The sequence below is a fragment of the Azospirillum himalayense genome (assembly GCF_042657465.1).
In the GTDB taxonomy this organism is placed as follows: Bacteria; Pseudomonadota; Alphaproteobacteria; order Azospirillales; family Azospirillaceae; genus Azospirillum; species Azospirillum himalayense.
This window is the reverse complement of record NZ_JBHSLC010000049.1, coordinates 114,330-138,657: the sequence shown is the minus strand read 5'-3', so window position 1 is coordinate 138,657 and position 24,328 is coordinate 114,330. Positions and strand designations below refer to the sequence as shown.

At 69.3% G+C, this 24,328-nt stretch carries 27 protein-coding genes and 1 pseudogene; 13 read left to right on the top strand and 15 right to left on the bottom strand.

Translation table 11 applies throughout. The annotated features are described in order from the left end of the window. Positions 1-37: 37 nt before the first annotated feature. The 3 genes from ACFPMG_RS22130 to ACFPMG_RS22120 all read left to right on the top strand — a co-directional run bounded on the left by ACFPMG_RS22130 (position 38) and on the right by ACFPMG_RS22120 (position 2,872). Entirely contained in the window at positions 38-1,201 is a 1,164-nt protein-coding gene (locus ACFPMG_RS22130) for a cytochrome P450 (protein ID WP_376997358.1), read from the top strand. 97 nt (positions 1,202-1,298) lie between these two features. Continuing rightward, a complete protein-coding gene (locus tag ACFPMG_RS22125) occupies positions 1,299-1,622 on the top strand; it encodes a 2Fe-2S iron-sulfur cluster-binding protein (RefSeq protein WP_376997357.1) in 324 nt (107 codons plus the stop codon). A gap of 29 nt (positions 1,623-1,651) precedes the next feature. After that, positions 1,652-2,872: an NAD(P)/FAD-dependent oxidoreductase gene (locus ACFPMG_RS22120; RefSeq protein ID WP_376997355.1), complete on the top strand. Its 1,221-nt coding sequence runs from the start codon at positions 1,652-1,654 to the stop codon at positions 2,870-2,872. Between the two features lie 118 nt (positions 2,873-2,990). Here the strand turns inward: ACFPMG_RS22120 and ACFPMG_RS22115 are convergent, their stop codons facing one another. The 6 genes from ACFPMG_RS22115 to ACFPMG_RS22090 are packed head-to-tail and all read right to left on the bottom strand — an operon-like array spanning position 2,991 to position 7,584. Next, on the bottom strand, positions 2,991-3,833 hold the full coding sequence (locus ACFPMG_RS22115) for a class III extradiol dioxygenase family protein (RefSeq protein ID WP_035681315.1): 843 nt from the start codon (positions 3,831-3,833) through the stop codon (positions 2,991-2,993). Positions 3,834-3,837: 4 nt separating this feature from the next. After that, on the bottom strand, positions 3,838-4,185 hold the full coding sequence (locus tag ACFPMG_RS22110) for a protocatechuate 4,5-dioxygenase subunit alpha (protein WP_376997354.1): 348 nt from the start codon (positions 4,183-4,185) through the stop codon (positions 3,838-3,840). A gap of 41 nt (positions 4,186-4,226) precedes the next feature. Continuing rightward, entirely contained in the window at positions 4,227-5,102 is an 876-nt protein-coding gene (locus tag ACFPMG_RS22105; protein ID WP_376997353.1) for an amidohydrolase family protein, read from the bottom strand. A gap of 25 nt (positions 5,103-5,127) precedes the next feature. Then, positions 5,128-6,186 (bottom strand): 4-oxalomesaconate tautomerase, encoded by a 1,059-nt coding sequence (locus ACFPMG_RS22100; protein WP_376997352.1) that lies wholly within the window; start codon positions 6,184-6,186, stop codon positions 5,128-5,130. Next, positions 6,179-6,850, bottom strand: a complete 672-nt coding sequence (locus ACFPMG_RS22095; RefSeq protein ID WP_376997351.1) for a 4-carboxy-4-hydroxy-2-oxoadipate aldolase/oxaloacetate decarboxylase — start codon at positions 6,848-6,850, stop codon at positions 6,179-6,181. The genes ACFPMG_RS22100 and ACFPMG_RS22095 overlap by 8 nt, the downstream gene beginning before the upstream one ends. Further along, positions 6,850-7,584: a PIG-L deacetylase family protein gene (locus ACFPMG_RS22090; RefSeq protein ID WP_114857167.1), complete on the bottom strand. Its 735-nt coding sequence runs from the start codon at positions 7,582-7,584 to the stop codon at positions 6,850-6,852. The genes ACFPMG_RS22095 and ACFPMG_RS22090 overlap by 1 nt, the downstream gene beginning before the upstream one ends. Positions 7,585-8,089: 505 nt before the next feature. On the opposite strand from ACFPMG_RS22090, the gene ACFPMG_RS22085 reads away from it, so the two are divergent. The 7 genes from ACFPMG_RS22085 (at position 8,090) to ACFPMG_RS22055 (ending at position 15,367) form a co-directional block, all read left to right on the top strand. Continuing rightward, positions 8,090-9,037: a Gfo/Idh/MocA family oxidoreductase gene (locus ACFPMG_RS22085; RefSeq protein ID WP_376997349.1), complete on the top strand. Its 948-nt coding sequence runs from the start codon at positions 8,090-8,092 to the stop codon at positions 9,035-9,037. 95 nt (positions 9,038-9,132) lie between these two features. Next, positions 9,133-10,497, top strand: coding sequence for an MFS transporter (locus ACFPMG_RS22080; protein ID WP_376997348.1), 1,365 nt, complete (start codon positions 9,133-9,135; stop codon positions 10,495-10,497). 280 nt (positions 10,498-10,777) lie between these two features. After that, complete coding sequence (locus ACFPMG_RS22075; protein ID WP_376997347.1) at positions 10,778-11,974, top strand: ABC transporter substrate-binding protein; 1,197 nt, start codon at positions 10,778-10,780, stop codon at positions 11,972-11,974. A 58-nt stretch (positions 11,975-12,032) separates the two neighbouring features. Continuing rightward, positions 12,033-12,902: a branched-chain amino acid ABC transporter permease gene (locus ACFPMG_RS22070; RefSeq protein ID WP_014198978.1), complete on the top strand. Its 870-nt coding sequence runs from the start codon at positions 12,033-12,035 to the stop codon at positions 12,900-12,902. Then, positions 12,902-13,915, top strand: coding sequence for a branched-chain amino acid ABC transporter permease (locus tag ACFPMG_RS22065; protein WP_376997346.1), 1,014 nt, complete (start codon positions 12,902-12,904; stop codon positions 13,913-13,915). The genes ACFPMG_RS22070 and ACFPMG_RS22065 overlap by 1 nt, the downstream gene beginning before the upstream one ends. Further along, positions 13,912-14,670 carry an ABC transporter ATP-binding protein gene (locus ACFPMG_RS22060; RefSeq protein WP_145704305.1) on the top strand — a complete coding sequence of 253 codons (759 nt, stop codon included), beginning with the start codon at positions 13,912-13,914 and terminating at the stop codon, positions 14,668-14,670. The genes ACFPMG_RS22065 and ACFPMG_RS22060 overlap by 4 nt, the downstream gene beginning before the upstream one ends. After that, entirely contained in the window at positions 14,657-15,367 is a 711-nt protein-coding gene (locus tag ACFPMG_RS22055) for an ABC transporter ATP-binding protein (protein ID WP_376997345.1), read from the top strand. Before ACFPMG_RS22060 ends, ACFPMG_RS22055 begins: the two co-directional genes overlap by 14 nt. On the opposite strand, the pseudogene ACFPMG_RS22050 reads toward ACFPMG_RS22055, so the two are convergent. Further along, positions 15,330-15,605, bottom strand: a pseudogene (locus ACFPMG_RS22050) (IS3 family transposase); the annotation flags it as partial. The gene ACFPMG_RS22055 and the pseudogene ACFPMG_RS22050 overlap by 38 nt on opposite strands. A 22-nt stretch (positions 15,606-15,627) precedes the next feature. On the opposite strand from ACFPMG_RS22050, the gene ACFPMG_RS22045 reads away from it, so the two are divergent. Then, positions 15,628-16,032, top strand: coding sequence for a DDE-type integrase/transposase/recombinase (locus tag ACFPMG_RS22045; protein ID WP_376997479.1), 405 nt, complete (start codon positions 15,628-15,630; stop codon positions 16,030-16,032). Positions 16,033-16,206: 174 nt separating this feature from the next. Here the strand turns inward: ACFPMG_RS22045 and ACFPMG_RS22040 are convergent, their stop codons facing one another. The 3 genes from ACFPMG_RS22040 to ACFPMG_RS22030 are packed head-to-tail and all read right to left on the bottom strand — an operon-like array spanning position 16,207 to position 17,836. Beyond that, a complete protein-coding gene (locus ACFPMG_RS22040) occupies positions 16,207-16,716 on the bottom strand; it encodes a periplasmic heavy metal sensor (protein WP_376997344.1) in 510 nt (169 codons plus the stop codon). After that, on the bottom strand, positions 16,713-17,141 hold the full coding sequence (locus ACFPMG_RS22035) for a hypothetical protein (protein WP_376997343.1): 429 nt from the start codon (positions 17,139-17,141) through the stop codon (positions 16,713-16,715). Before ACFPMG_RS22035 ends, ACFPMG_RS22040 begins: the two co-directional genes overlap by 4 nt. Beyond that, positions 17,138-17,836: an RNA polymerase sigma factor gene (locus ACFPMG_RS22030; protein ID WP_376997478.1), complete on the bottom strand. Its 699-nt coding sequence runs from the start codon at positions 17,834-17,836 to the stop codon at positions 17,138-17,140. Before ACFPMG_RS22030 ends, ACFPMG_RS22035 begins: the two co-directional genes overlap by 4 nt. Positions 17,837-17,940: 104 nt before the next feature. Between ACFPMG_RS22030 and ACFPMG_RS22025 the strand changes: the two genes are divergently transcribed. Both ACFPMG_RS22025 and ACFPMG_RS22020 read left to right on the top strand, forming a co-directional pair. Further along, a complete protein-coding gene (locus ACFPMG_RS22025; protein WP_376997342.1) occupies positions 17,941-18,237 on the top strand; it encodes a hypothetical protein in 297 nt (98 codons plus the stop codon). A 23-nt stretch (positions 18,238-18,260) separates the two neighbouring features. After that, positions 18,261-20,117 carry a tetratricopeptide repeat protein gene (locus tag ACFPMG_RS22020; protein WP_376997341.1) on the top strand — a complete coding sequence of 619 codons (1,857 nt, stop codon included), beginning with the start codon at positions 18,261-18,263 and terminating at the stop codon, positions 20,115-20,117. Between the two features lie 35 nt (positions 20,118-20,152). Here the strand turns inward: ACFPMG_RS22020 and ACFPMG_RS22015 are convergent, their stop codons facing one another. The 5 genes from ACFPMG_RS22015 to ACFPMG_RS21995 all read right to left on the bottom strand — a co-directional run bounded on the left by ACFPMG_RS22015 (position 20,153) and on the right by ACFPMG_RS21995 (position 24,264). Next, on the bottom strand, positions 20,153-20,449 hold the full coding sequence (locus ACFPMG_RS22015; protein ID WP_376997340.1) for a hypothetical protein: 297 nt from the start codon (positions 20,447-20,449) through the stop codon (positions 20,153-20,155). A gap of 4 nt (positions 20,450-20,453) precedes the next feature. Then, on the bottom strand, positions 20,454-21,032 hold the full coding sequence (locus ACFPMG_RS22010) for an RNA polymerase sigma factor (RefSeq protein ID WP_376997338.1): 579 nt from the start codon (positions 21,030-21,032) through the stop codon (positions 20,454-20,456). 52 nt (positions 21,033-21,084) lie between these two features. After that, complete coding sequence (locus tag ACFPMG_RS22005) at positions 21,085-21,567, bottom strand: flagellar export chaperone FliS (RefSeq protein WP_376997337.1); 483 nt, start codon at positions 21,565-21,567, stop codon at positions 21,085-21,087. A 52-nt stretch (positions 21,568-21,619) separates the two neighbouring features. Next, positions 21,620-23,317, bottom strand: coding sequence for a flagellar filament capping protein FliD (fliD, locus tag ACFPMG_RS22000; RefSeq protein ID WP_376997336.1), 1,698 nt, complete (start codon positions 23,315-23,317; stop codon positions 21,620-21,622). A gap of 122 nt (positions 23,318-23,439) precedes the next feature. Further along, on the bottom strand, positions 23,440-24,264 hold the full coding sequence (locus tag ACFPMG_RS21995; RefSeq protein ID WP_014199335.1) for a flagellin: 825 nt from the start codon (positions 24,262-24,264) through the stop codon (positions 23,440-23,442). Positions 24,265-24,328: the final 64 nt, after the last annotated feature.

Here is a 24,328-nt window from a genome sequence, read left to right as displayed (position 1 = left end):
ACCGCCCGCCGCCGCGGGTGTCGGAGGACTGCGCCCGATGTTTCGTTTCGATCCCTACTCCCCGGCCGTCGATGCCGACCCGTTTCCTTTCTACAAGACCTTGCGCGACGAGCATCCCTGCTTCTGGAGCGAGGAAGCCAACATGTGGGTGCTATCGCGTTACGACGACATCGTCACCGCGCTGAACGACTGGGAAACCTATTCTTCGGCCAAGGGCAACCTGATGGACGAGATGCCCAACCGCGCCGGCAACACACTGGGCACCACCGATCCGCCCCGCCACGACCGCCTGCGCAGCATCGTCCAGTTCGCCTTCACCAAGAAGGCGGTGGAGGGGCTGACCGAGCCGGTGCGCGCCTCGGCCAACCGGGCGCTCGACGCCGTGCAGGGGGAAAAGACCTTCGACTTCGTCGGCGACGTCTCCAGCAAGGTCACGGTGGACGTGCTGTTCGGCCTGTTCAACCTGCCGCGCGAGAACGAGCGGATGGTGCGCGACAAGGCCGTGCTGATGGTGCAGTCCGATCCCCGCACCCGGCAGAAGGGGCCGGAGCATCTCGCCGCCTTCCAGTGGATGAGCGAATACGCCAAGGAGCTGGTGGAGCTGCGCAAGCGCGAGCCCGGCGACGACCTGATCACCGCCCTGATCCAGGCCGAGGTCGCCAGCGAGAAGCTGGCCGACCGCGAGGTGCAGATGACCATCACCACGCTGATCATGGCCGGCATCGAATCCCTGTCGGGCTTCCTCGCGATGTTCGCCCTGAACCTCGCCGACCACGCCGACGCGCGCCGCCGGCTCGCCGCCAACCCGGCGCTGATCCCCGATGCCATCGAGGAATCGCTGCGCTTCAACACCTCGGCCCAGCGCTTCCGCCGCTGCCTGCAGAAGGACGTCGCGCTGCACGGCCAGACGATGCGCGCCGGCGATTTCGTCTGCCTCGCCTACGGATCGGGGAACCGCGACGAGCGGCGCTTCGCCAACGCCCACCTCTACGACATCGACCGCAAGCCGAAGGGCCATCTGGGCTTCGGCGGCGGCGTCCACGCCTGCCTCGGCACCGCCTTCGCCCGTCTGGCCGCCCGCGTCGCCTGCGAGGAGTTCCTGAAGCGCGTGCCGGAGTTCGTCCGGGTGCAGGACCAGCTTCCCTGGATGCCCTCCACCACCTTCCGCAGCCCGACCCGCCTCGAACTGGCGGTCGGCTAATCGCGGGGGCGACGGCGCGGCCGGGGGAGGCTCCGGCCGCGCCAGGACGCAGAACACAGTTTTCGCAGAACACGGTTTTCCAAAGGAAGTTTCGGTCATGGCGAAGGTCACCTTCATCGAGCACGACGGCCTGGAGCAGGTCGTGGACATCCCGACGGGCTGGACCCTGATGCAGGGCGCGGTGCAAAGCGGCGTCGCCGGCATCGAGGGCGAGTGCGGAGGCTCCTGCGCCTGCGCGACCTGCCACTGCTACGTGGACGAGGCGCTCATCGACTCCCTGCCGCCACCCAGCGAGACGGAGGAGGAGATGCTCGGCTGCACGGCGTCGGAGCGGCAGGGCAACAGCCGCTTGGCCTGCCAGATCCGGGTGAGCGACGCGCTGGACGGCCTCGTGGTGCGCCTGCCGGAGGCCCAGAGCTGATGGGCGGCACGGCGCAAGCGGAAGCGGGAATGGTCGAAGTGGGAATGGTCATCGTCGGGGCGGGGCAGGGCGGCTTGCAGGTCGCCGAATCCCTGCGCGCCGAGGGCTATGACGGCCCGATCACGCTGATCGGCGAGGAGGCCGCGACCCCCTATCACCGGCCGCCGCTGTCCAAGGCGATTCTCGCCGGCACGATGGAGGAGGCGCAGCTTGCCATCCGCGGCGCCGAGTTCTTCGAGCGGCAGAGCATCGCCCTGCTCACCGGAACGCGCGTCGCCGCCATCAACCGCTCCGCCCGCCAAGTCCGCCTGGAGGACGGGCGCCGCCTGGGCTATTGCGGGCTGGCGCTCGCCACCGGCGCGCGGGTGCGCCGCCTGCCGATCCCCGGCGATGACCTGGACGGTGTGCTCGGCCTGCGGTCGCTGGACGACGCGCGGCGGATACGCGCGGCGCTCGACCGGGCGGCGCGGGTGGTGGTGATCGGCGGCGGCTACATCGGGCTGGAGGTCGCGGCGGCGGCGCGCAAGCGCGGCCTTGAGGTGACCATCCTGGAGGCAGCCGACCGGCTGCTCGCCCGCTCGGCGACGCCGTTCCTGGCGGCCTTCTACGCCGACCTGCACCGCGGGCAGGGCGTGATGGTCGAGCTGGGGGCCAAGGTCGTCGGGCTGGACGGGCAGGGCGGTCGCGTCACCGCCGTGCGCACCGCCGACGGGCGCTCCCACCCGGCGGATCTGGTGGTGGTCGGCGTCGGAATCGTCCCCGACACGGCGCTGGCCGAAGCCTGCGGATTGGCGTGCGACGGTGGCATCCTGGTGGACGACGGCGCCCGCACCGACGATCCGGCCATCGTCGCCGTCGGCGACTGCACGATCCGGCGCACCGGCGCGGGGACGCTGCTGCGGCTGGAGTCGGTGCAGAACGCCGTCGAGCAGGGCAAGTCGGCCGCCGCCGCGCTGCTGGGGCGGGAGCGGCCCTTCACGGCGGCGCCCTGGTTCTGGTCCGATCAGTATGACGTGAAGCTGCAGATCGTCGGCCTGTCCGCCGATCACGACCGGATGGTGCTGCGCGGCGCGCCGGAGGATCGCCGCTTCTCGGCCTTCTATTTCCGTGAGGGCGCCCTGGTCGCCATCGACTCCGTCAACCGCCCGGCGGACCACATGGCCGGCCGCAAGCTGCTGGACCGCAAGGCCGCTCTGACGCCCGAACAGGCCGCCGACGAAACCTTCCCGTTGGCGTCGCTGACGCGGTGATCGTTGGATCGTGACGCAAAGAAACAGGCCGATGCAGCGCCCGCTGCACCGGCCTGTTCTGCATGATCCCCGTCCGCCGGGGAACGCATCGGCGGACGGGGACCAACGGGAGGCCCGATCAGGCCGCGCTTTCCAGGACCAGCAGGCCGGCCCCGGTGTTGGAGATCGGGATGTGGTAGTTGCTGTGGACCTTCGAGACCTTCCGGCCCAGCGCGCCGCGCATGATCAGCCAGAGGATCAGCTCCGCCCCCTGGGCGCCGGCCAGCCGGACCAGATCGTGGATGGAGTATTTCGCCAGCGCCTCCGGCTCGTCGACGATCTTCTCAAGGCACATCAGGTCGAAGTCCTTGTTGATGAAGCCCGCCCGCTCGCCGTCGAGCTGGTGCGACAGGCCGCCGGTGCCCAGCACGACCACCTTCAGGTCCTTGGGGTAGGACGCCACCGCACGGCCGATGGCCTCGCCCAGCTTCAGGCAGCGCGCCGGGGTCGGCAGCGGGTGCTGCACCGTGTTGACGGCCACCGGGATGGTGCGGACGGGACGCTGGGTCTGGTCGGGCCACAGCAGGGCCATCGGCACGGTGAAGCCGTGGTCCACCGCCATCTCCTGGCAGGAGCAGATGTCGAACTCATCGTTCACCAGCGATTCGATGATGTGCCAGGACAGCTCCGGGTCGCCGGGGTAGGGCGGCAGCGGCTTCAGGCCCCAGCCCTCGTCCTTGTTCTGGTACTCGGGGGCCGCGCCGATGGAGAAGGTCGGCATCTTGTCGAGGAAGAAGTTCAGGCCGTGGTCGTTGTAGACCACGATCGCCACGTCCGGCTTGACCTCGGCCAGCCAGTCGCGCGCCTTAGGATAGCCGTCGAAGAACGGCTTCCAGTAGGGGTCCTCGAAGAGTTCGTTGGCGATGGCGTTGCCGATCGCGGGAATGTGGGAGGTGGTGACGCCACCGACGATCTTGGCCATGGTCTCAGTTCCCCGCCGCCTTGAGCTTCGCCTTGAATTCCTCGACCGTCATGCCGGTCTGCTGCGCGCCGATGTCCTGGACGTTCAGGCCGAGCATGCCGATGAACTTGGCGAGGTAGTAGATGTTGCCGCCGGCCGCGAGCAGGGCCAGCGCGTTGCGCTCCCGGACGGCCGTCTTCTGCTCGTCGGTCAGGCCGAACTTGGCGCAGTAGGCGTCCTCATCGGCCAGGAACTCCTGCCGGGCCGCCGCCTCGTTGAACGAGTAGCACATCTTGTTCAGCGGATAGCCCTTCATGGCCATCCGGCCGTCGAAGATGGTGGTGCCGGGGATCGGCTCGTGGGATGCGGTCACGGGTGTTTCCTCCTTTTCGTTTCTGTCGCTCGTTTTTGGGCTTATTCGGACCAGTAAAGCCGCATCGGGTTGTCGACGAGAAGCGCCTTTTGCTTGGCCTCGTCGGTGGCGATGCGGGGGATGACGTCGACCAGATGCCCGTCGTCGGGCATGTGCGAGGTCATGTTCGGGTGCGGCCAGTCGGTGCCCCACAGCACGCGGTCGGTGAAGCGGTCGACCAGCAGGCGGGCGAAGGGCACCACGTCGTCGTAGGCCGGCGGACCCTGGACGCTCAGCCGCTCGGGGCAGCTCACCTTGCTCCAGACCTTCGGGTTCTCGGCCATCAGGGCGACGAATTTCTGGAATTGCGGGTGGTCCACGCCCTTGGCGATGTCCGGGCGGCCCATATGGTCCACGACGATGGTGGTCGGCAGCTCGCGCAGGAAGGGCGTCAGGTCGTCCAGGTCCGGAGCCTCGAAATAGACCACGATGTGCCAGCCGAATTTTGCGATCTTGTCGGCGATGCCGAGGAAGACCGCCTTGGGCGTGGCGTCCACCAGACGCTTGACGAAGTTGAAGCGCACGCCGCGTACCCCGGCCTCGTGCAGCTCGGCCAGCTCGTCCTCGGTGATCGCGGGGCCGACCGAGGCGACGCCGCGCGCCAGACCGTTGGAGGCCCTCAGCGCGTCGACCAGCGCCCGGTTGTCCTTGCCGTGGCAGGTCGCCTGGACGATGACGTTGCGCGCGAAGCCCAGATCGTCGCGCAGGGCGAACAGCTTTTCCTTCGGCGCGTCGCAGGGGGTGTATTTGCGCTCCGGCGCGTAGGGGAAGCGGTCGGCCGGACCGAAGACGTGGCAGTGGGCGTCCACCGCGCCGGGCGGCGGCGTGTAGGCCGGCTTGCTCGGGTTCGGGTGGAAGGGACGGTAGTCGGCGTCCATGGAAGGCTCCCTTCGGGGAAAAAGATCAGTCGGCGTAGACGGTGCCGTCGAACAGCTTGCGGGCGGTGCGCAGCAGGGCGGCGCGGGTCACCGTTCCGGACCCGTCGAGGTCGAGGACCACGGTCATCTCGCCGGTCGGGTGCTCGACGCTCAGCGTCCGGGTGGCGCCGTCGGGGACCACGGCGAGCGACGCGGCGGGGGAGCACTCCAGCGCGCAGGCGGTGGCGACGCTGACCGCGCCGAGCACGCCGATGGAGGCGTGGCAGCGGTGCGGGATGAAGGTCCGGGTGGACACCGCCCCGCCGTTGGCCGGCGCGCTGACCAGGGTCATCTTCGGCACCGACTTGTCCGTCACGTCGCCCAGGTTCATCCGCGGCCCGGCCTGCAGCCGGATCGATTCCAGCCGCGCCTTCAGCGCCGCGTCGGCGTCCAATTCCTCCCGCGTCTCGTCACCGCGCACCCCGAGGTCGGCGGCGCGCAGCACCACCACCGGCATGCCGTTGTCGATGCAGGTGACCGGAACCCCGTCGATGACGTCCACGACGTTGCCCGTCGGCAGCAGCGCCCCGCAGGAGGAACCGGCGGTGTCGCGGAACTCGATGGGGATCGCCGCCGCCGTGCCGGGCACGCCGTCGATGCGCGCCTCGCCCCGGTAGGTGACCGCCCCGCCCGGCGTCGGCACGCTCGCCACCGCCACCTGCCCGGTGTTCTCCATGTGGATGGTCACCGGCGTCACGCCATCGCGGGCGGGGACGAGGCCGCGCTCGATGGCGAAGGGGCCAACGCCGGCCAGGATGTTGCCGCAGTTCTGGGCGTCGGTGACGATGGCCTTGTCCACGAACACCTGGAGGAACAGATAGTCGACGTCGACGCCCGGCCGTTCCGACCGGCGCACCACCGCCACCTTGGAGGTCAGCGGGTCGGCGCCGCCCATCCCGTCGATCTGGCGCGGGTCGGGCGAGCCCATCACCCGCAGCAGGAAGGCGTCGCGCGCCGCCGTGCCGGGCGGCAGGTCGTCGGCCAGGAAATACCCGCCCTTGGAGGTCCCGCCGCGCATCCACAGGCAGCGCACGCCGTCAGACATAGCGCAGCCCCTTCGCCGCGAGCGGCCCGCGCATGCCGTAGAGGTCGAGGCCGAGTTCACCGGCGGCGAGCCGCGCCCGCTTCTCCTCCTCCTTGGCCAGCCGGTCCTGCGCCTTCGCCAGCACGTCGGCGGCCTCCTCGCGGCGGACCACGCAGACGCCGTCGTCGTCGGCGACGATCACGTCGCCGGGATTGACCAGCGCGCCCGCGCAGACCACCGGCACGTTGACCGAGCCCAGCGTCTCCTTCACCGTGCCCTGGGCGCAGACCGCGCGGGACCAGACCGGGAAGCCCATGTCGGTCAGCGTCCGGACGTCGCGCACCCCGGCGTCGATGACCAAGCCGGCGCAGCCCCGCGCCTGGGCCGAGGTCGCCAGCAGGTCGCCGAAATAGCCGGCGTCGGACGGCGAGGTGGTGGCGAGCACCAGGATGTCGCCGGGCGTCACCTGCTCGATGGCGACGTGAAGCATCCAGTTGTCGGCCGGCGGGGCCAGCACGGTCACCGCCGAGGCGGCGAGCTGGGCGCCCGGATAGATCGGGCGCAGGGCGGAGGCCAGCAGGCCCTTGCGGCCCTGCGCCTCGTGCACGGTGGCGACGCCGCAGTCGGCCAGTCCGGCGATCACCGCCGGGTCGGCCCGCTCGATGGTTTGGACGACGACGTTCATCACAGCTCATCCACGGTGCGGGGATAGACCGACTGGAAACCCTCGGCGTAGCGGGCGTTGCGCCCGCCGGCCTGCCCGCCGGAGTTGCGGCGGAAGTGGTTGCCGCGGTTCTGCGCCAGGTTGGTGTAATAATCCCAGAGATGCTCCTGCCCGGCCATGCATTCGATGGCGGCGCGCTTGTTGTCCCACACCTCGGTGATGTCGAGGAAGACGTCCGGCTTCCAGCCCATCTGCTCGGTCTGGTGCGGCTCGAACAGGTAGAGCTGCGGCGCGCCGAGCACCTTCTGACCCGGATTGTGGCCCCAGGCCTGGGCGATCATCCGGCATTCCATCAGGACCTTGGTCGCGTAGGAATGGTCGGTGTTGTAGGGGTCGTAGTGCGAGTGGCTCATCAGGAAGGCCGGCTGCACCTTGCGGATCACGTCGACCAGACGGAACTTGGCCTCGCGGTCGATCTCCAGCGGGTAGTCGCCGAGGTCGAAGAACTGGATGTCGTGGGCGTTCAGCGCCTTGGCGGCGGCCTCGGCCTCCTTGCGGCGCTCCGTCTTCACATGCTCCAGCGTGCAGCCGTCCTGCTTCCACAGCTTGGCGGACTCGCCGCGCTCGCCGTAGGACAGGCAGACGATGGTGACCTCGTAACCCTTCTTCTGATGCAGCGCGATGGCGCCGCCGGCGCGCCACACGAAGTCCGCCGAGTGGGCGCTGAGAACCAGCGCTCTTTTGTTCTGTGCCATGAATGTCCGCTCCCCCGCATGGGCAGTCTGGTGGTGGGCAACCTTGTTGTGGGCAGTCCCATTCCGATGGCCCATCATCCGCCGGTCCGGTGGCAAATCCTATTTCGAACTCCCGTCAGGATCATTTGGTTTTGCTATAGGCCCGTCTTTTTGTTGGGCCTCGCCAGGGAAGGGGCGGCGGAAGGAAGCCTCCGGCGTCGATGCGAAGATGTCGCGCCAAGCGTAATCTCATGTCGAATCATGGGGATGCAACATACGGGGCTGTGCTGAAAGGCGCGCTGCCGGGTAAGGAAAGGGCTGTCTTGCAGCCGCCTCGATGGGGCTTCCTCTACGCTGGTCGGCCTCTCCGCTATTCAAAAAACAAATGGGCTCTTCGACGAACGAATTTCCTCGGCGCCGGGCGGGATGATACCCATTCGATCATGAGGGATTAAGGGGCGAGGAGCCGGACCCGCCGTTGCGGGAGGCTCCCCGGCCCGGACAAGGGATTTCGGGAGAGGACGCGATGAGGATTTGTGTGGCGGGGGCCGCGGGCGCCTTCGGCGTGAAGCATCTGGAGGCGGTCGCCGCCATCGACGGCATCGAGGTGGTGTCGGTGGTTGGCGGCGAGCCGGACGACATCGAAGGCTTCGCCAAGGCGCGCGGCATTCCGCATTGGACCAAGGATCTGGCCGAGAGCCTGGAGCGGAGCGACGTGGAGGCGGTGATCCTCGCCACCCCGACGCCGGTGCACGCCGCGCAGGCGATCCAGTGCCTGGAGGCCGGCAAGCATGTGCTGGTGGAAATCCCCATGGCCGACAGTCTGGCCGACGCGGAGCGGCTGGTCGCGGCGCAGCGGGCCAGCGGGCTGGTCGCCATGGCCGGGCACACGCGGCGCTTCAACCCCAGCCACCAGTGGATCCGCAACCGGGTCCAGGCCGGCGAGCTGACGATCCAGCAGATGGACGTGCAGACCTACTTCTTCCGCCGCTCCAACATGAACGCGCTGGGCAAGCCGCGCACCTGGACCGACCATCTGCTGTGGCACCACGCCTGCCACACGGTGGACCTGTTCCAGTACCAGACCGGCGAGGTCGCCAGCCAGGTGCACGCCTTGCAGGGGCCGACTCACCCGCAGCTGGGCATCGCCATGGACATGAGCATCGGCATGAAGGTGCCGTCCGGGGCGATCTGCACCCTGTCGCTGTCCTTCAACAACGACGGGCCGCTGGGCACCTTCTTCCGCTACATCTGCGACAACGGCACCTACATCGCCCGCTACGACGATCTGTACGACGGCAAGGACAACAAGATCGACCTCAGCGGCCTCACCGTGTCGACCAACGGCATCGAGCTGATCGACCGCGAGTTCTTCGCCGCCATCCGCGACGGGCGCGAGCCCAACGCCAGCGTGGCCCAGTGCCTGCCGGCCATGCGGACGCTCGACCGTCTGGAGAAATCGCTGAACGCCTGATCGGGGAACGCGCGAGGCCGCAATTCCCAAAACCAAGACGACGGGACGCAAAACAAGAAACGCCCCGTGACGAGTCCCCCCCGAGGAGGAAACCCATGCCAACCGCGCGCAGCGTCGACGTCCAAGCCTTTCTCAACGAGCACCCCTTTTCGCGATACCAATGGCTGGTGTTCGCGCTGTGCTTCTTCATCGTCCTTCTGGACGGTTTCGACACGGCGGCCATCGGCTACATCGCCCCGTCGCTGACGACGGAATGGGGCATCGCGCGGCCGGCGCTGGCGCCGGTGCTGAGCGCGGCGCTGTTCGGGCTGGCCTTCGGCGCCCTGTCCGCAGGCCCCCTGGCCGACCGCTTCGGCCGCAAGGCGATCCTGATCGGCTCGGTGCTGGTCATCGGCGCCGCCTGCCTGACTTCCGCCTTCTCGGCCAACCTGGACCAGCTCGTCATTCTGCGCTTCGTCACCGGCCTCGGGCTGGGGGCGGCGATGCCCAACGCCGTCACGCTGATGAGCGAATATTGCCCCGAGGGGCGGCGCGCCATGGTCACCAACGCCATGTTCTGCGGCTTTCCGCTCGGCGCGGCCTTCGGCGGCTTCCTCGCCGCCTGGATGATCCCGCTGTGGGGCTGGCGCAGCGTGCTGGTGCTGGGCGGGATCGCGCCGCTGGTCCTGGCCGCGGCGCTGCTGGTCCTGCTGCCGGAATCGGTCCGCTACATGGTCGCCCACAACCACCCGGTGGAGCGCATCCGCGCCGTGCTGCGCCGCATTTCCGAAACGGCGGCCGGGGCGGCCAACTTCGTGATGACCGAGAAGGCCCCGGCCACCAAGACGCGGAACGGCATCGCGGTCGTGCTGTCCCGCGGCTATCTGGTCGGCTCGGTGATGCTGTGGGTCGCCTATTTCATGGGGCTGGTGATCTTCTACGCGCTCATCAACTGGATGCCGATCCTGTTCAAGGATGCCGGGTTGGCGCCGCGCGACGCCGCGCTGATCGCCGCGCTGTTCCCGCTGGGCGGCATCGGGGCCATCCTGTCGGGCTGGCTGATGGACCGCTTCAACGCCAACAAAATCATCGCCTTCGGCTTCGTGCTGACCTACGGCGCCGTCTACGCCATCGGGCAGGTGGCCGGGAACGTCGGGCTGCTGGTGGTCACGGTCTTCGCGGCGGGCACCATCATGAACACCGCCCAGACCTCGCTGCCGGCGCTGGCCGCCAGCTTCTACCCGACCCACGGCCGGGCTACCGGCGTGGCCTGGATGCTGGGGCTGGGCCGCTTCGGCGGGATCGGCGGCTCGTTCCTGGTGGCCGAACTGGCGCGCCAGCAGCTCGACTTCACCAGCATCTTCGCCATCGTCGCCGTTCCGGGTCTGGTCGCCGCCCTGGCCCTGCTGGTCAAGCAGTTCATCCATCCCGAGGACCGGTCGAGCGGCACGGGCCGGGCCGTCGAGGCCCTGGGGCATTGAGTTTTACTATAGCCTGACCATAGGATTTGCGGTCTGGCACCGCCAATCTTCGGTTCAGATGCCCATGCTGCATTGCAATAGCGCCCCGGACGTTATTCAAAAAACGAATGGGGCTTTCGCCCAACGAATGAGCGCAGCGCTGCGATCACTGATATCCCTGCTGTGGTGACGGTATCGGCGGCCTGCGAGTCCGGCCCCGGCGAACGCCAAGACGCCCCCAAAGCAACGCCCCCCAATCAACGACGAAAAAGCACGGGGGCTTTCAAAACGAGGAGGAAACATGTCCGGAACATTTCGCAAGGCCCTGCTGGGCACGGTTTTCGTCTGCGCCCTCGCGGTTAGTGGCGGCGCTGGTTCGGCCTGGGCCGACACGATCAAGGTCGGGGTGATCGCGCCGTTCTCCGGCCCCTTCGCCACGGTCGGCCAGACCTTCAAGCAGGCCATCGAGGTCTATCAGGCCCAGCATGGCAAGACGGTCGCCGGCAACAGGGTGGAGTTCGTCTACAAGGACCTCGATCAGGCCAACCCGGCGCAGAGCAAGGCGCTGGCCCAGGAACTGGTGGTCAAGGAGAAGGTCGGCTACCTCGCCGGCTTCTTCTTCACGCCGGACGCTCTGGCGGTCGCCCCGCTGATCGACGAGGCGAACATCCCCTGCGTGATCTTCAACGCCGCGACCTCGGCCATCACCGAGAAATCGCCGCGCTACGTCCGCACCTCCTTCACCCTGTGGCAGAACACCGTGCCGCTGGCCGAGCATGTCGCCAAGCAGGGCATCCGCAAGGTGGCCACCGCGGTCAGCGATTACGGCCCCGGCATCGACGGCGAGACCGCCTTCAAGCAGACATTCGAGAAGTCCGGCGGCAAGGTGGTCGACAGCATCCGCATGCCGCTGAAGTCCACCGACTTCGCCCCCTTCATGCAGCGCATCAAGGATTCCGGGGCGGAGGCGATCTACGCCTTCCTGCCCGCCGGCCCGACGACGCTGGGCTTCGCCCGGGCCTTCAGCGACACCGGCCTGAAGGCCGCGGGAATCAGGTTCTTCGGCCCCGGCGACATTACGCAGGAGCCGGACCTGCCGGTGCTCGGCGACGCGGCGGTCGGCATCACCACGACCTTCAACTACAGCCAGGCCCACGATTCCGACCTGAACCGCCAGTTCCTCGCCAAGCACAAGGAGCTGTTCGGCTCGTCCGACATCGTCACCTTCACCTCGGTCGGCGCCTATGACGGCGCGCACGTCATCTACCGCATGGTCGAGGCGACGGGCGGCAAGAGCGACGGGGCGAAGGCGGTGGAGGCGGTCAAGGGCATGGCCTGGGACAGCCCGCGCGGGCCGGTGCGGATCGACCCCGAGTCCCGCCACGTCACCCAGACCATCTACCTGCGCGTGACCGAGCGCAAGGACGGCAAATTGCAGAACACCGAGGTCGCCGGGTTCCCCGACCAGCCCGATTACGGCTTCAAGGCCGGCAAGTAGGACCATCGACGGCCCCCGCCCCCGACGGGAGGGGGGCCTGTCCGCGCTGGAGTTCCTGATGGAAACGCTTTTCGGCATCGTGGTGGACGGGGTCGCCTACGGGATGATCCTGTTCATCATCTCCGTCGGCCTGTCGGTCACGCTCGGCCTGATGCGCGTGGTCAACCTCGCGCACGGCGCCTTCGCCATGGTCGCCGGCTACGTCGCCTCCTACGCCGCGCAGGGGCTGGGCCTGCCCTACGCCGTGGGGCTGGTGGCGGCGATCCTGTTCACCGTGCTCGCCACGCTGCCGCTGGAGAAGCTGCTGTACCGGCGCATCTACGGCTCGGCCAACGAGCTGGCCCAGGTGCTGCTGACCATCGGCCTGACCTTCGTCATCGTCGCCGGGATCAACTACCTGTTCGGCCCGACGCTGAAGCGCATCCCGCTGCCGGACGCGCTGCTCGGCACCGTGGCGATCGGGCCGAAGTCGATCCCGGTGCACCGCGCCTTCGTCATCGCCATGGGGGCGGCGACCGTGCTGGGCCTGTGGTGGCTGCTGGAGCGCACCGATTTCGGCATCAAGCTGCGCGCCGCCGTGGACGACCCGAACATGGCCGCGGCGCTGGGCATCCGGACGGAGCGCCTCTACACCGCGACCTTCGCGCTGGGCACCGGGCTGGCGGCGCTGGGCGGCGTGCTGGGGGCGGAGCTGCTGCCGCTGGAGCCCTATTACGCCATCCGCTACATCGTCCTGTTCCTGGCGGTGGTCGCCGTCGGCGGGGCGGGCAACATCCTCGGCTCGGCCGCCGCCGCCCTGGCGCTGGGCATCGTGGACACCGCGGGCAAGTACCTGATCCCGAGCTTCGGCGAGTTCTTCTTCTACGCCGCGCTGATCCTGATCCTGTTCCGCTGGCCGCACGGCTTCTTCCAGGGGAGGGCGGCCTGATGAGCGGACGTCACATGGGCGCGGTCGCCGCCGACCAGCCTCCGCAGGTCGCGGCGCGCGGCCCCCGGCTGCGCCGGGCGCTCGGCGGGGTCGCGGTTCCGCTGCTCGCCGCCGCCGGTCTGGCCGCCTTCTGGCTGTTTCCCAACGACCTCGGCCTGATGACGCGGATCGCCGCGACGGCGCTCTACGTCCTGTCGCTCGACCTCGTGCTCGGCTTCGGCGGCATCGCCACGCTGGGGCAGGCGGCGATGTTCGGCAGCGGGGCCTACGCCGCCGGCATCGCCGCGGTGCATCTGGTGAGCGACCCGCTCGCCCTGCTCGCCGTCGGCGGTCTGGCCGGCGGTCTGGTCGCCCTGGTCACCGGCGCGTTGATCCTGCACGCGCGCGGACTGACGCTGCTGATGCTGACCATCGCCGTGGTGCAGATCGTCCAGGAGGTGGTCAACAAGGCGCGCGACCTCACCGGCGGCAGCGACGGCCTGTCGGGCATCGAGCCCAGCCCGCTGTTCGGCCTGTTCCGCTTCGACATGTTCGGGCGCACCTCCTACCTGTTCGCGCTGGCGGTGCTTCTGGTCGGTTTCCTGGTGGCGCGGCGCATCGTCCGCTCGCCCTTCGGGCTGGCCTGCCGGGGGGTGAAGGAGGACCCGCTGCGCGTCGCCGCCCTGGGTGGTTCGCCGCGCCGTTATCTGGTCACGCTCTACGCCGTCGCCGGGGTGTTCGCCGGTGTGGCCGGGGCGCTGACCGCGGTGACCAGCGGCATCGTCGGGCTGGACAGCGTCAGCTTCTCCTGGTCGGCGGAGGCCCTGGTCATGTTGGTGCTCGGCGGTGCCGGGCGGCTCGTCGGCGCCATCATCGGCACGGTGGCCTTCATGACCATCCATCACGTGATGGCCGCGATCGATCCCTTCCACTGGATGCTGTTCATCGGCCTGTTCCTGATGGGCACCGTTCTGTTCCTGCCGGGGGGCATCGCCTCGCTCGCCGACCGTCTCATCAAGGGGAACCGGGCATGACCGCGCTTCTCGACGTCCAGGGGCTGAGCAAGAACTTCGACGGGTTGCAGGTGTCGGCCGACATCACGTTGGCGCTCCATCCGGGCGAGCGCTGCGCGCTGATCGGGCCGAACGGGGCGGGCAAGACGACCTTCGTCAATCTGGTGACCGGCGTGCTGGCGCCCAGCGCCGGCACCATCCGGCTGGCTGGGCAGGACGTCACCCGCCTGTCGGCCCAGGCGCGGGTGCGCCTCGGGCTGATCCGCTCCTTCCAGGTGGCCCGGCTGTTCCGCTCGATGACGGTGCGCGAGCATCTGGAGCTGGCCGTTCTGGAGCGCGAGCGCAAGACCTTCCGCCTCTTCGCCTCGGTCCGGCGCACGCCGGGGCTGGCCGACGAGGTGGCCGGCCTGCTCGACGGCATGGGGCTGGTCCCGGTGGCGGACACCGCCGTCGGGGCGCTGGCCTACGGGCAGCAGCGTCTTCTGGAGATCGCGCTGGCGCTCGCCCTGAAGCCCAAGCTCCTGATCCTCGACGAGCCGGCGGCCGGCGTGCCGCATTCGGAAAGCCACCGCATCCTCGACGCGCTGGACCGTCTGCCGGCCGACCTGGCCGTGCTGATGATCGAGCATGACATGGATCTGGTGTTCCGCTTCGCCAAGCGCATCGTCGTGCTGGCGCAGGGCCGCCTGCTGTGCAGCGGCACGGCACAGGAGATCACCACCGATCCGCGCGTCCGCGAGGTCTATCTGGGGAGCCGGGCCAATGCGCCGCACTGAGGGGACGCTGGAGATCACCGGCCTGACCGCCGGTTACGGTGAGACCCGCATCGTCGAAGGGCTGTCCTTCACCGTACCGGCCGGCGGGCGGCTGGCCCTGCTGGGCCGCAACGGCATGGGCAAGACCACGACGCTGGCCACCCTGGTCGGGCAGACGACGCGTCACTCCGGCAGCATCCGGCTGGACGGCGTCGAGCTGAGCGGCCTCAACTCCTCCGCAAGGGCGGCGGCCGGGCTGGGCTATGTGCCGCAGACGCGCGACATCTTCCGCTCGCTGACGGTGGAGGAGAATCTGGTCACCGGGCTGAAGGGCCGGCCGCGCTCCGCCCTGGAGGAGGCCTACGCGCTGTTTCCCCGCTTGAAGGAGCGGCGGGGCAACGGCGGGGGCGCGCTCTCGGGTGGCGAGCAGCAGATGCTGTCGGTCGCCCGCGCCCTGCTCGGCCGGCCGACGGTGCTGCTGCTGGACGAGCCGCTGGAGGGCTTGGCTCCGGTGATCTGCGATCAGCTGATGCAGGCGCTGGCGCAACTGACCGTCACCCTGATCCTGGTGGAGCAGCAGGTGGACCGCGCCCTGGACTTCGCGCAGAGCGCGGTGATCCTCGAACGCGGGCAGGTGGTGCATGAAGGGGCGGCCGCCGATCTGCGGGACGACCACGCCCTCATGGAGCGGCATCTCGGCGTCGCGCTCGCGGTGTGATGTACCCGATGGCCGAGTGGGCGCGCTGGCGATTGTAGTAGGTCTCGATGTAGGCGAACAACTCCCGGCGGGCCTGTTCGCGGGTCTCGAACCGGGTCCGGTGGACCAGCTCCACCTTGAGGGTGTGGAAGAAGCTCTCCATGGGCGCGTTGTCATAGCAGCAGCCCTTGCGCGACATCGACCGCCGCATGCCGGCCGCCTGCAGCAGGTCGCGGTAGTCCCGGGAGGCGTACCGGGCCATCGACAGTGATGGCAACTTGGTGGACGTCTTCCTCAGCCCAACGCGCGACCAAGTCGCGGCCAAAGCATTTTTCCGCTCAGCGATCGAGGTGACCAGGATCATCCCCGAGACCATCACCTCCGACAAGCACTCCGGCTACCCGCCGGCTCTCGAGGAGGTGTTCGGTGAGGATGTCGAGCACCGCACCTCGAAGTACAAGAACAACCATTTGGAGCAAGATCACCGCGGAGTGAAAGGCCGCACCCGGCCGATGCGCGGCTTCAAGTCCCCGGTCAGCGCCGCCCGCTTCTGCCGTGTTCACGACGAGGTGCGCAACTGCCTGCGCCCGGCGACCCGGCGCAAGCAGCACGTCCCAGCAGCGCGCCGGCTGGCGATCCATGTCCAGCGCGTCGCTGCTCTGCGCGACATGCTCGCCATCGCGTAATTCACGCTGTCCGCCTCCGGGGGCCCTGCATCGTCAGCTCAGGCGTGGCGCGACACCTGACGGAACCAAACCTGCCGGAACCGTAGCCGGCATATATCGGGGCGGGGCACGTCGTCGGGTCGGCCCTATGCCGTCACCTCAGCGACGCGACCAGCCCCAACGTGACGGTGCCATTCAGCGGGGCGGCCCCAACTCCACCAGCTTGCGGCGCCCCTCTGGCGAAAGCTGGACGAGCGCCTCGATCACGCGGCTGTCCACACGGCGGCGCAGGTCGGCTTCGGTCGCGTGGGCCTCCTCAAGGGAGCGGCGCAGGGCCTCCGGATCGAAGGCGGGGGCCTGCATGCTGGCCCAGAGCTGGTCGCGCATGGCCTCCATATTCTCATGCATGCGGGTGAGCGTGGCGCGCTCCGCCTCGTAGCTGTGGCGCAGGACCTCCGCGTCGGCGGGGGAGAGTTCACGCGCGGCCCGTTCGATGAAGCCTTTCATTCCCTGACCGGGTTCCGGTGGTGGGGGAGGGGGCAGGAGGTGCAGCGCCTGCGCGGCCAGGATGCCGCCCAGCAGCATGTTCACGGCGAGCGAACCGACCAGCAGATACCAGGGCCAGCGGCGTGGGGCGGCGGTTCCCGCCCGCGGATGGCGTCTGGAATGAGGGAGGGAGGCGGGGTCTGTGACGGGCCGGTTCATTGGATAGCCCCCAGATAACTGCTGGTCACCACCACCTCCGCGTAATTGCGCGTCTGGGCGCTCTGCACTGGCAGGACGCCCTGGACGGCCGCGAAGAACCCCACCATACCCATGGCCGCGAGGAATCCGGCGGTCGGCCAGAAGCGCATGGGCGGGGCCGCCAGGGACCAGGGGGCGGGGAGGCGCTCCACCGGCGCGTCCAGCTTTGTGGCGATGCCGTCCAGCACCCGCTGCACGCTGTCCTCCGCCACCACCGGCGCGGCGCGGTCCAGCAGGGCGTCCAGCGCCACGGCGTCGACCAGGATGGCCCGCGCCTCGGCGCAGTTTTCAAGAAGGGTCAGGGCATCGACGCCGTCCGTCGCGGGCCAGCGGTCGATATCGCCGCCGTAAAGGTCGGCGAAGCGCTTGAACTCTTTGAGTGTCATTTCTCGTCGCCGTCCTTCTGACGGATCAGGGGGGTGAGGCGGGTGCGGACCATACGCCGCGCCCGGACAAGCAGGCTTTCCATGGCCGAAACCGATACGTCCATAACCTCCGATGCTTCCGCGCAGCTCATCTCCTGGTAGTAGCACAGACTGAGGGCCGCCCGCTGCCGCTCCGGCAGTGCAGCGATCGCCGCATCCACCGCAGCACCAAGCTGACGCTCCTCCAGCAACCCGTCGGCGCCGATGGCCGGGTCGGCCATCTCCACGGCGTCGTCCAGGGGCTGGAAACTCTTGCGGCGGCGGTAATCGATCGAACGATTGATGACGATGCGGTAGAGCCAGGTGGAAAACCGGGTCCCGTCGCCCCGCCAGCGGTCGGCGTGCATCCAAATCTGCAGAAAGGCGTCCTGCATGACCTCTTCCGCATCGCTCGCGTTTCCGACCACCCTGTGGGCGAGCGCGAGGCTTCGGCGGAGGTGCCGGCGGGTCAGCCGGTCGAAGGCCGCCCGGTTCCCTGCGGCCGTTTCGGCCATCAGCGTTTCGTCGTCATCCTCGTCGATCACCGTCACGCGGCCATCCTCTGCTCCTTCCTGCGTCCGGCGCCGTTCGGTCGGCTCCGGCGGGCCTAGTTGCCGGTGATACGTGGGCCGGACGGAACTCCTGCGCCGCTTCCGCTGATTTTTTGCCCGACCGATTGTTTCGCCGCGGGATGCAAAAAAATCCCGAGACCGCGCAGGAGTCCGGCAGGACGCCCCGTATCAACGCCGGGAACAATTTTCGGGCAAATGGGGGACAGGACATGTCGGACACGCTGGCCGGTGTCAACTCCATGGCGTCGGGCCTGACCGGCTCCATCAACAACGCCATCTCCGCGCTCCCGACGCTGAAGGACCAGGAGGCCGCCGCGGCGAATGTCCAGGAGTTCCGACAGCGGGTCAAGAAGTCTTCGTCCAACCTGAAAGGTCAGGTTCCTGGCATCGGCATCCTGGCGAGGAACGTCACCCGCCTGAACGACGCCATCACCAGCCTGTCCGCCATCTCCCACGGGCAGAGCGGCACGGACAGGTTGCTGGGCAGCCTCCGCCTGTTCGTCTGACGCACGTTTCACCGGTAACGACCATGACGGATCATCCTGACAGCGCGGCGGCGGAAGGCTGGCGCGGCGGCCAACACTCGCCCTGGGACGCGGTTCTCTTCGACCCGGCGCGGGCGGAGGGCACCTTCCTGCTCGGGCTGGCGGCGGCTCGGCTGGGACGTTCGGAGGCGGCGATGCGCTGGTTCCGCCGCACCGTCCGGCTGCAACCCGGCTGGATGGACGGCTGGGCCGCGCTGGCCGACGCCGGCCGCCGCGCCGGACGCTGGCGGGAGGCCGCCGCGGCCAACGCGGCACTGCTCGTCCTTGCCCCCGCCCACGGCGCGGCCCTCGCCAACCTTGCGATGCTGGAGCGGGGCGCGGGAAATCCGCGGGCGGCGGTGCGCCGGTTCATCCGTGCCCTGGCGCTCGACTCCGGACAGGCCGGGACCTGGAACAATCTGGGCAACGCGCTGCGCGACCTGGGAGCCACCGCACAGGCCGCGGCGGCGTGGAGGAGGGCGCTGGCGCTCGACCCGGGCCAGGCGGACGCTCTCGGCAACCTCGGCGGCGCGCTGCGCGACCAGGACCGTTACGCCGAGGCGCGGGTCCTGCTGCGCCGCGCACTGGCTCTGGCGCCGCAGCACGCGGCGCTTCACGGCGTGCTGGCCTATGCGCTGAGCGGTGAAGGGCGGCTGGAGGAAGCGGAGCGGGCCTGCCGCCGCGCGCTGGCGCTGACGCCCGCCCTTGCCGACCCGCTGTGCACGCTGGGTCTGGTGAAGCAGCGGCAGGGCGGCGGCGATGCCCTGCGCTGGTTCGATCGCGCCGTGGCGGCGACGCCGGGCCACCCGCTCGCCCGTTTCAACCGTGGTCTGGCGGAGCTGGAGAGCGGCGCGCTCGCCGACGGCTGGAGCAACTACGCCTGCCGCTTCGCCGCCGGCCGTGCCGGGCGGGAGCGGCGCTTCGCCATTCCCGAATGGCGGGGGGAACCGCTGGCCGGCAAGCGGCTGTTCATCTGGCGGGAGCAGGGGGTGGGGGACGAGTTCCTGTTCGCCTCCTGCTACGCCGACGCCATCCGGCAGGCCGACCACGTGGTGATCGAATGCGAGCCGCGCCTGCTGCCGCTGTTCGCCCGCTCCTTCCCCAAGGCCATCGTCCGGGCCGAGCAGCCGCTGCGCGGGCGGGCGCTGGTGGAGATGGTGGACTGCGATGTGCACGTTCCCGCCGGCTCGCTGGCGCGTTACCTGCGCGGCCGGCTGGGGGACTTCCCGCCGCGGTCCTCCTGGCTGATTCCCGACCCGGCGCGGGTGCTGGAACGGCGGCAACAACTGGACGGCATCGGCGGCGACCTGCGCGTGGGCATCGCGTGGCGCAGCCAACTGATGACCATGGAACGGCAATGGGCCTATCTGCCGCTGGACGACTGGGGGCCGGTGCTGGGCGTGCCGGGGGTGACCTTCGTGAACCTCCAGTACGACGACTGCGAGGCCGAGATCCAGCGGGCGGAGGCGCGCTTCGGCGTGCCCATCTACGAGTTGGAGCGGCTCGATCGGAAGAACGACTTCGAGGGAACGGCGGCGCTCACCGCCAACCTCGATCTGGTCATCGCGCCGGCCAATTCGGTGGCGGAGCTGGCCGGCGCTCTGGGCGTGCCGGTCTGGCGCTTCGGCGCGCGGGACTGGACCCATCTCGGCAGCGGCGTGCGTCCCTGGTACCCGTCCATGCGGGTCTTCCATCCCCATGCGGGCGAGCCGCTGTCCGCGGCGCTGGGGCGCATCGCGGCGGATCTTCGCCGCGCCGCCGTCCTGGCGCGCCGGGCGGGTGCGGAGGCGCCGGGGCCGCGTCTTCCCGCCCGCCCGGCGCGTCGCGATCACCCCCAGGCCCCCTCGCTGCGGCGGCATTGAGCCGCCGCGCATCCTCGCTTTTTGAAGGGCAGGGATCAGACCGGACGATTCAGGCCCGGGAAGGGGACGGCGTCGGGTGTCAGGGCGTCGGAGGACGCCGTCCCGGCGCCGAAGGCGCGTTCGAAGATTCGGTCGGCCAGGTCGGCGGGGGGCGTGGCCTCACCGTCCGTTTCCGCCAGGGCAAGGTCGATGGCCACCATTTCGTCCAGCATGGCCTGGGCCGCAACGGACTGGGCGAGAAGGCGGCGCGCCTCCCGCAGCGTCGCGCGGGGCCAGCGCTCCAGATCGCCGCCGTGACGGTCCAGCAGCTCGCGAAACTCGTCTTCGGTCATCGCGTCATCCGTCTTCGAACGAATCCCTGGCGGCCTGCGCGCTGGCGCGCAACAGCGTGCGAAGCTGCTGGCGGGCGCGTTTCAGCAGCGATTCCACAGCAGTTACGCTGATTTGCATAATGGTCGCAACCTCGGCGCCGCTCAAGCCCTCGTTATAATAAAGGGCGAGGGCGGCGCGCTGCTGCGCCGGCAGCCGGTCCTGGGCGTCGCGCAGGCGGGCGGCCACCTGCCGGCGCTGGATGCGGGTGATGGCGTCGGGGGCGTGGTCCGGCGGCTCGGGCACCGAGTCCAGATCCTCCCCCGCCGGGCGGCGCCGGTGGTCGATGCAGCGGTTCAGCACCACCCGGTAGAGCCATGTGGTGAATTTGGCCCCCTCGTCGGTCCAGTGGTCGCGCCGCTGCCAGACCTGGAGGAAGGTGTCCTGGGCAATGTCCTCCGCCTCGGCGTCGCTGCCGCACATGCGGCGGGCGAGCGCGTAGGCGCGCTTCAGGTGGCGGTGGACAAGCGTGCGGTAGGCCGCCTGGTCCCCGGCACGGATGCGCGCCATCAGGACCTCGTCGGTCTCCGCCGCGAGGCCGGCCATGCTCCTGCCGGACACGGAATTATGAAGGGGGCCGGACGGACGGGTGCCGTCCTCAGCCGTACAGGCCGCCGCGCGCATGATCCATGGATCTCCCGATCACGGATGCGTGCGACCCTTTGGCCGAAGCACCGGTTGGACTGGGGACCACGCCGCGTTCTGCGGCGATGGTCTGCCACGCCTTCGTCATGAAGGACAGCTGGCGGATGATGGCCTCGGTCGCGGCCACGGGGTCCCGGCGCGCAGCGGCCAGACCGGCCTGCCGGACCAGGGACCGGTAGAAGCGCCGCAGCGTCGCCGCGACATCCCCACCTTTATCCAATTTCAGAATGGAATCAAGCCCCAGGAGGATGGTGATGGCGCGGTCCATGGCTTGGAAATGGGCGTCGAACCGGCCGTCCCGCGCGGCGTCGCGCGCCTGGTGCAGATGCGCCGCCGCCGTCTCGTAGAGGCGGACGACGGCAACCACGGGCGGCAGCGCCGCGCTGTTGGCGGAAGCGTAGGCGGACAGGGCCTTGGTCAGGGTCGGGTTGCGCATGGCGCGGCTTCTCCAGATGGGGATGCGGGGACGTTGGCGGGGCGCGGCGCCGTCAATCGTCGCTGCTTTCCTTGTATTTGAGCTGCTGGAGCAGGAGGTTCGCGGCCTCCGCCTTGGCCTCCAGCCGGGCGTAGTAGGCGGTCAGGCGGGTGCGGTAGTCCTCGGCCTTGGTCTTGATGTCGTCGGACCGCCGGGTCATCTCGGTGTTGTCGGCGTCGAGCTGCGAGACGATGCGGGCGATGTCGCCGCTGTCCTTTGCCGCGATGCCGTTCAGCGTGGTGTAGAGCCGGTCGGCCAGCCCTTGCGAGAAGCCGACGTCCACCGATCCGGTCTGGCCGGTGTAGACCAGCACCAGCCCGGCGAAGGCGGTGCCGTCGTTGCCGATGATGCGGTTGCCGCTGACCCGGAACAGCGTGTCGTCGCCGTCCACCGACGCGCCGGACAGGGTGCCGTCCTCGGCCACCGTGATGTCCAGCGTGAAGTCCGTTCGGCCGAGGCTGCGGTCGTAGCGCAGCAGCTTCAGGTCGGTGGAGGAGCTGGTCATCTCCAGCCCCAGCAGCGTGCGCACCGCGTCGATGTCGCCGGTCAGGGCGGCGTTCAGCGCCGTCTCGTCCACCTTGAGCGTGTTGTCGCTGGCGAAGGTGATTCCCAGGCTGGCCAGCGACAGGGTGCCGCCGTTGTCCGTGGTCACCTTCGCGTTCAGGGCGTCGTAGACCGTCTTCGTGACCTGCCGCAGCAGGCTGTCCGCGAACAGGGTGGCGTCGCTGCTCGCGGTGCCGCTGCTGCCGAGGGTCTGATGGCTTTGGGCGAAGGCGCGGAAGGCGTTGTAGGCGTCCACGAAGCCGGTGATCGCGCTCTTGATCGACGCCAGGTCGGTGCCGATCTCCACGCCGATCGTCTGGCCGGGCAGAGCGGCGTACAGGTCGAAGGTCAGCCCGTCGACGGCGTCGGCGATGGTGTTGCTGCTGCGCTCCACCCGCACCCCGTCCACGGTGACGACGGCGTTCCGTGCTGCCACCAGCTCGTTGGCGTAGCCGCCGTCCGCGTCGGTCAGGCCGAGGCCGGTCAAAAGGCCACCGCCGCTGTCATCGAGCGTGATCGCCTTGCCGGTGTCGTTGGCGGTGAGGATGAGCTGGTACTGGTCGTCCGTGACCTTCACGATGCTGGCGGTCACGCCGCTGGTGGATTTCCGCGCGTTGATGGCGTCGCGGATGTCGGTCAGGGAATCCCCGGCCTCCACGTCGATGGACACCGCGGTGCCGCCCGCGACGCCCAGCGTGAGGGTGCCGGACTGGCCGAGCGCGGCGCTCTGGCTGGCGGTGGTCGCCGCGCCGATCTTGTGACGGGTGGCGAGCTGCTCCACCACGATGGAATAGGTGCCGGTCTCCGCCCCGTCCGCCGCGGTTACCGACAGCACGTCGCCCGCCGCGGTGGAGCCGCCGCCCGACAGATAGGCGGTGCGTTCCTCGAACAGGTTGCTGCCGGCGCCGGTCGAGACGCTGCGGTTGCGCAGCCCGTCCAGCGACGTGTTCACCTCCAGCAGCAGCGACTGCATGTCCTCATAGGCGGCGATCCTGGCCTCGTTGGCGGTGATCGTCGTGTCGATGCGGTCGGCGCGGGACAGGCGCTTCTGCACCGACGCCTCGATCAACGCCGAATAGTCGATGCCCGTGCCCGACCCGCTGGCGATCAGCGACGAGCTGCCGGTCGATGCGGCGGTCGAGGATGAGGTTGAGGACACCGTCGTCATGGGCGTTGGTCCCACAGGGGAAGGGGCGGGCGAGGGGGGTGTGCGTGGCGGTGCGTTCGGCGCCGGCCCATCCCCCTCGCCCTAACCCTCTCCTTGGCGAAGGGAGAGGGGTGGTGGGGGCCTTACCGCAGCAGCTGCAGCAGGTTCTGCGGCATCTCGTTGGCCTGGGACAGCACGGCGATGGCCGCCTGGGTCAGCACCTTGGTCGAGGCCAGCTCCGCCTGCTCCGCGGCGACGTCCACGTCCATGATCGCCGACTGCGCCGCCTCGGTGTTCTCGATGGAGGTGTCGAGCACCTGGCCGCGGAACTCGAAGCGGGAGATCAGGGCGCCCACGTCCGCCCGCGCGCTCGACAGGGTTTCCACCGCCGTGTCCAGCGCGGTCAGCGCGGCGCTCGCGGTGGCGGAGGTGCCGACGTCCAGCGTGCCGATGGACAGGCCGGTGGTGTTCACGTTGGCGATGGTGACGGTGATCTTGTCCGTGCTTTCCGTGCCGACGCGGAAATCCACGCCGCTGGCCCAGGCGCCGTTGCCGTCCAGCAGCGGGTCGTCGTTGAAGCGGGTGCCCGACGCGATGCCGTCGATCTCTTCGATGAGCTGCTGGAACTCGGCATCCAGATAGCCGCGCTCGGTGTCGGTGACGGCGCCGGACAGCGACTGGGTGGCCAGCGAGCGCATGCGCTGCACGATGTCGGAGACGCGGGACATGCCGCCGTCCGCCGCCTGGAGGATCGAGGAGCCGTGCGAGGCGTTGGTCGCCGCCTGCTTCAGCACCGTGATGTCGGAGGTCAGCGAGGTGCCGACGGCCAGCCCCGCCGCGTCGTCCGACGCCTTGGTGATGCGCGAGCCGCTGGCGATCTTGGAGACGGAACTCGACTGGTTCTCGGAGTTGATGTTCAGGTAGCGCAGCGCGGAGTTCGCCGCCGTGTTGGTGGAGATGACGGGCATGATGTGCCTCCTGGTCGGAGCCTGATCGGATGGTGGGGCCGCCTGTGCATCAGCCCTCAGTGCG

Coding starts and splice junctions, on each gene's coding strand:
- ACFPMG_RS22130 (WP_376997358.1), top strand. CDS start 38: ATGTTTCGTTTCGATCCCTACTCCCCGGCCGTCGATGCCGACCCGTTT.
- ACFPMG_RS22125 (WP_376997357.1), top strand. CDS start 1,299: ATGGCGAAGGTCACCTTCATCGAGCACGACGGCCTGGAGCAGGTCGTG.
- ACFPMG_RS22120 (WP_376997355.1), top strand. CDS start 1,652: ATGGTCGAAGTGGGAATGGTCATCGTCGGGGCGGGGCAGGGCGGCTTG.
- ACFPMG_RS22115 (WP_035681315.1), bottom strand. CDS start 3,833: ATGGCCAAGATCGTCGGTGGCGTCACCACCTCCCACATTCCCGCGATC.
- ACFPMG_RS22105 (WP_376997353.1), bottom strand. CDS start 5,102: ATGGACGCCGACTACCGTCCCTTCCACCCGAACCCGAGCAAGCCGGCC.
- ACFPMG_RS22100 (WP_376997352.1), bottom strand. CDS start 6,186: ATGTCTGACGGCGTGCGCTGCCTGTGGATGCGCGGCGGGACCTCCAAG.
- ACFPMG_RS22095 (WP_376997351.1), bottom strand. CDS start 6,850: ATGAACGTCGTCGTCCAAACCATCGAGCGGGCCGACCCGGCGGTGATC.
- ACFPMG_RS22090 (WP_114857167.1), bottom strand. CDS start 7,584: ATGGCACAGAACAAAAGAGCGCTGGTTCTCAGCGCCCACTCGGCGGAC.
- ACFPMG_RS22085 (WP_376997349.1), top strand. CDS start 8,090: ATGAGGATTTGTGTGGCGGGGGCCGCGGGCGCCTTCGGCGTGAAGCAT.
- ACFPMG_RS22080 (WP_376997348.1), top strand. CDS start 9,133: ATGCCAACCGCGCGCAGCGTCGACGTCCAAGCCTTTCTCAACGAGCAC.
- ACFPMG_RS22075 (WP_376997347.1), top strand. CDS start 10,778: ATGTCCGGAACATTTCGCAAGGCCCTGCTGGGCACGGTTTTCGTCTGC.
- ACFPMG_RS22070 (WP_014198978.1), top strand. CDS start 12,033: ATGGAAACGCTTTTCGGCATCGTGGTGGACGGGGTCGCCTACGGGATG.
- ACFPMG_RS22065 (WP_376997346.1), top strand. CDS start 12,902: ATGAGCGGACGTCACATGGGCGCGGTCGCCGCCGACCAGCCTCCGCAG.
- ACFPMG_RS22060 (WP_145704305.1), top strand. CDS start 13,912: ATGACCGCGCTTCTCGACGTCCAGGGGCTGAGCAAGAACTTCGACGGG.
- ACFPMG_RS22055 (WP_376997345.1), top strand. CDS start 14,657: ATGCGCCGCACTGAGGGGACGCTGGAGATCACCGGCCTGACCGCCGGT.
- ACFPMG_RS22040 (WP_376997344.1), bottom strand. CDS start 16,716: ATGAACCGGCCCGTCACAGACCCCGCCTCCCTCCCTCATTCCAGACGC.
- ACFPMG_RS22035 (WP_376997343.1), bottom strand. CDS start 17,141: ATGACACTCAAAGAGTTCAAGCGCTTCGCCGACCTTTACGGCGGCGAT.
- ACFPMG_RS22025 (WP_376997342.1), top strand. CDS start 17,941: ATGTCGGACACGCTGGCCGGTGTCAACTCCATGGCGTCGGGCCTGACC.
- ACFPMG_RS22020 (WP_376997341.1), top strand. CDS start 18,261: ATGACGGATCATCCTGACAGCGCGGCGGCGGAAGGCTGGCGCGGCGGC.
- ACFPMG_RS22015 (WP_376997340.1), bottom strand. CDS start 20,449: ATGACCGAAGACGAGTTTCGCGAGCTGCTGGACCGTCACGGCGGCGAT.
- ACFPMG_RS22010 (WP_376997338.1), bottom strand. CDS start 21,032: ATGGCCGGCCTCGCGGCGGAGACCGACGAGGTCCTGATGGCGCGCATC.
- ACFPMG_RS22005 (WP_376997337.1), bottom strand. CDS start 21,567: ATGCGCAACCCGACCCTGACCAAGGCCCTGTCCGCCTACGCTTCCGCC.
- fliD (WP_376997336.1), bottom strand. CDS start 23,317: ATGACGACGGTGTCCTCAACCTCATCCTCGACCGCCGCATCGACCGGC.
- ACFPMG_RS21995 (WP_014199335.1), bottom strand. CDS start 24,264: ATGCCCGTCATCTCCACCAACACGGCGGCGAACTCCGCGCTGCGCTAC.